Annotated in this window: 3 protein-coding genes; all 3 read right to left on the bottom strand. The window is 73.4% G+C overall.

All coding sequences use genetic code 11. The features are described from left to right. Positions 1 to 53: 53 nt before the first annotated feature. Positions 54 to 335, bottom strand: coding sequence for an HU family DNA-binding protein (locus H5J30_RS20460; RefSeq protein ID WP_027741684.1), 282 nt, complete (start codon positions 333 to 335; stop codon positions 54 to 56). 269 nt (positions 336 to 604) lie between these two features. Next, positions 605 to 2,038: an NAD-dependent malic enzyme gene (locus tag H5J30_RS20465; RefSeq protein ID WP_181788855.1), complete on the bottom strand. Its 1,434-nt coding sequence runs from the start codon at positions 2,036 to 2,038 to the stop codon at positions 605 to 607. A gap of 398 nt (positions 2,039 to 2,436) precedes the next feature. Further along, the coding region (locus tag H5J30_RS20470; protein ID WP_181788856.1) for a HelD family protein at positions 2,437 to 4,090 on the bottom strand (1,654 nt) is incomplete at its 5' end.

The following is a 4,090-nucleotide window of genomic DNA, read 5'->3' on the forward strand; positions in this document are numbered from 1 at the left end:
AAGGGCGGCCGCCCCCGCTGGGTCCGGCCGCCCTCCTCTTCGGGCTACGGGCCTTACTTGCCCTTCGCCGCTTCCTTGAGCTTGGAGCCGGCCGTGACCTTCACGCTGTAGCCAGCGGGAATCTGGATCGGCTCGCCGGTCTGCGGGTTGCGGGCGGAGCGCGCCTTGCGGTGGGTGCGCTCGAAGGTCAGGAAGCCGGGGATGGTGATCCTCTCGTCGCCCTTGCTGACGACCTCCCCGGCGACCTCGGCGAGGGCGGCCACCACGGCGTCGGCGTCCTTGCGGGTCACCTCGGCGCGCTCTGCGATCGCGGCCACCAGCTCACTGCGGTTCATATCTGTCTCCCGTGTTTTCTTGCCATTGAGGCGTGAGATCAATGCCGATGCTGCCAGGACCCGCTGACAGTCCCCGAAACCGGGTCCCATGACAGCGCCTCGCGCCCGACTACGCATCCTGCCCTCACCTGCGGCGGAAACGCCAATCCGGCGCCCTGGCGCGTCGTCCGCCGCAGCCCGTCCATCCGCACACTTATGACGTACGCGCGGCCCGAAAGCCAGCCGACGCGCCGGGGCCGGGCCCGTTCCCACGCGGCGTGCCGGGGCGGTTACGCCCCGGTGGTGGGCGGCGCCGTGACGCCCGCGGCCTGGGCGGCGTCGCGGACGGCGTCGGCGACCGTGGGGGCCACCCGGTCGTTGAAGACGCTCGGGATGATGTAGTTCGGGTTCAGCTCGTCACCGTGTACGACGTCGGCGATGGCGCGGGCCGCGGCGATCATCATCTCGGAGTTGACGGTCCGCGAGTGCGCGTCGAGCAGGCCGCGGAAGACGCCCGGGAAGACAAGCACGTTGTTGATCTGGTTCGGGAAGTCGCTGCGGCCGGTGGCGACGACGGCGGCGTGCTCGCGGGCGGCGGCCGGGTCGACCTCGGGGTCGGGGTTGGCCAGCGCGAAGACGATGGCGTCGGGCGCCATGGCGGCGACGTCGCCGCCGTCGATGACGTCGGGGGCGGAGACGCCGATGAAGACGTCCGCGCCGCGCACGGCGTCCTTGAGCGTGCCGGTGAGGCCGTCGCGGTTGGTGTTCTCCGCGATCCAGCGCAGCGCGCTGCCGGGTGCGGCGTCGACCAGGTCGGCGCGGCCGGAGTGGACGACGCCGTTGATGTCGGCGACGACGGCGTGCTTGGCGCCGGCGTCGATCAGCAGCTTGAGGATGGCCGTGCCGGCGGCGCCGGCGCCGGACATCACCACGCGCACGTCGGCCAGTTCCTTGCCGACCACCCGCAGCGCGTTGGTGAGCGCCGCGAGCACGACGATGGCGGTGCCGTGCTGGTCGTCGTGGAAGACGGGGATGTCCAGCGCCTCGCGCAGCCGCGCCTCGATCTCGAAGCAGCGGGGAGCGGAGATGTCCTCCAGGTTGATGCCGGCGAAGCCGGGGGCGATGGCCTTGACGATCTCCACGATGGCGTCGGTGTCCTGGGTGTCCAGGCACAGCGGCCAGGCGTCGATGCCGGCGAAGCGCTTGAACAGCGCCGCCTTGCCCTCCATCACCGGCAGCGCGGCCTTGGGGCCGATGTTGCCCAGGCCCAGGACGGCGGAGCCGTCGGTGACGACCGCGACGCTGTTGCGCTTGATGGTCAGGCGGCGGGCGTCCTCGGGGTTCTCGGCGATCTGCATGCAGACGCGGGCGACGCCGGGGGTGTAGATCATCGAGAGGTCGTCGCGGTTGCGGATCGGGTGCTTGGACTGCATCTCGATCTTGCCGCCGAGGTGCATGAGGAACGTACGGTCGGAGACCTTGCCGACGGTGACGCCCTCGATGCCGCGGAGCTTTTCGACGATGGAGCGCGCGTGGTCCGTGGAGGCGGCGGCGATGGTGACGTCGATACGCAGCCGCTCGTGGCCGGAGGCGGTGACGTCGAGGCCGGTGACGCTGCCGCCGGAGGACTCCACGGCGGAGGTGAGCTGGCTGACGGCGTTGCCGCCCGCGGGCACCTCCAGCCGGACCGTGTTCGAGTAGGAGACGCTTGGCGCCGTTGCCATGGCCGTGTGTTCCCTCTTGTGTGGTGAAGCCACGGGGCGCGACACGCCCCGCTGCGGATCGGATCGATGGTCGCACCTACCGGGCGGTATCCGGAAACCCTCCGGAAGGCGGAATTACTTTTCCACAGGACGGGAAGGCGGGCAACGCGGGTCCGGGGGCGCGGGAAGGGCGCGAAAAAGGCGACGGGCCGGGTGCGCGGCACTGCTGCCGCACACCCGGCCCGTCACAAGCCTGGTGGCACCGACCCGCCAGCTCGCCTCGCGGCAAGTGGGCGCTCGAAGCGCCTAAGGTTGGGCCCGGGGGCATGGATCGGGCCGGTGCCACTGCCAGGCTAACAAACCATCCCCGCAAGGCCATTCCCGTCTCGGCGGCCCCTGTGGCTTCCGCGGCTCCCGGACTACGGACGCAGCAGGTCGGGGACGCCTTCGGGATCCGGAAGATCCGGCGCCGTGGCGACGACCGTCAGCCGCTGCGTCGCCCGGGTGAGGGCCACGTACAGCACCCGCAGGCCCGCCGGCGACTCGTCGGCCATCTCCGCCGGCGAGAGCACCACCGTGGCGTCGTACTCCAGCCCCTTGGCCTCCAGGCTGCCCAGCACCACCACGCGCTCCCCCAGGTCCCCCAGCCGCCCGCGGGCCTCCTCCCGGCGGCCCATCGGCACCACGACGCCCACCGTGCCGTCCACGTCCGCGAGCAGCCGCCCGACCTCCGCGCGCACCGTGTCGTACGGATCCGCCCCCGCCGCCGCGAACCGCGGCACCACCCCGGTCGAGCGCACCGCCTCCGGCGGCTCGGTGCCGGGCATGGCCAGCGCCAGGACCCGGGAGGCGACCTCGGCGATCTCCGCCGGGTTGCGGTAGTTGACGGTCAGCGTGAAGCGGCGCCGCGGCCGGGTGCCCAGCGCCTCCGTACGCGCCGCGGCCGCCTCCTCCGGATCCGGCCACGAACTCTGCGCCGGATCGCCCACGACCGTCCACGTCGCGTGCCGCCCGCGGCGGCCCACCATCCGCCACTGCATCGGCGTCAGGTCCTGCGCCTCGTCGACGATGACGTGCGCGTACTCCTGCCGCTCCTCGTCGCGCCGCCGCGCGGCGGTGGCGGTGCGCTCCCCGTACGTCGTCAGCTCCTCCAGGCCCGTCAACTGGTCCAGCGGGTCCAGCTCCCGCTGCCTCGCCGGCTTCGCCGGCGCGCCGAGGAGCACCCGCAACTCGTCCAGCAGCGCCACGTCGTGCACGGTCAGCCCGTCGCGGGCCAGCGAGCGGGCGACGCCGCGGACCTCCCCGGGGTTCAGCACGCGCCGCGCGAAGCCCGCGAGCCGCCGCTCGTCGGCGAGCGCCGCGAGCACGCCCCGCGGCGTCAACTCCGGCCACCAGGCGTCGAGGAAGGCGAGGAAGTCGTCCTCGGTGGAGATGTCCTCGTCGAACGCCGCCCGCGCCTCCGCGGCCAGCTCCGGGTCGTCGTAGCGCGGCCGGGCCCCGGACTTCTGCCACAGCGCGTCCAGCAGGAACCGGCGGGCCCTGGCCCGCAGCAGGTTCACCGGCGCCGTACCGCCGAGCACCGCCTGCCGGACGCGCCGCAGCTCCCGCCCGTCCAGCTCCACCCGGGCACCGAACGCCACCACCCGCAGCCGCTGCGGCACCTCCCCCACCGTCAGCGCCCCGCGCGCCGCCCGGCGCAGCACCCGCACCATCCGCGCCGAGCCCTTGACCCGGGCCACACGCGGCCTGTCGTACAGCGTCGCCTCCGCACCCTCGACGAGCGAGCCCACCGCGCGGATCGCGACCTGCCCCTCCTCGCCGAGCGACGGCAGCACGCCCTCGGTGTACGCCACGAGCAGCGGCGTCGGGCTGACGACGAGGATCCCGCCCGCGTACCGCCGCCGGTCCTGGTACAGCAGGTACGCGGCCCGGTGCAGCGCCACCGCCGTCTTGCCGGTGCCGGGCCCGCCCTCGACCTCCGTGACGGAGGCGGCGGGCGCGCGGATGACGGTGTCCTGCTCCGCCTGGATGGACGAGACGATGTCGCGCATCGCGTGCGTACGGGCCCGGCCC

Source organism: Streptomyces phytophilus (assembly GCF_013870535.1).
Taxonomy (GTDB): domain Bacteria; phylum Actinomycetota; class Actinomycetes; order Streptomycetales; family Streptomycetaceae; genus Streptomyces; species Streptomyces phytophilus.

What these genes read in the sequence shown, in the direction of transcription:
- H5J30_RS20460 (WP_027741684.1), bottom strand. Translation starts at nt 335, where the DNA reads ATGAACCGCAGTGAGCTGGTGGCCGCGATCGCAGAGCGCGCCGAGGTG.
- H5J30_RS20465 (WP_181788855.1), bottom strand. Translation starts at nt 2,038, where the DNA reads ATGGCAACGGCGCCAAGCGTCTCCTACTCGAACACGGTCCGGCTGGAG.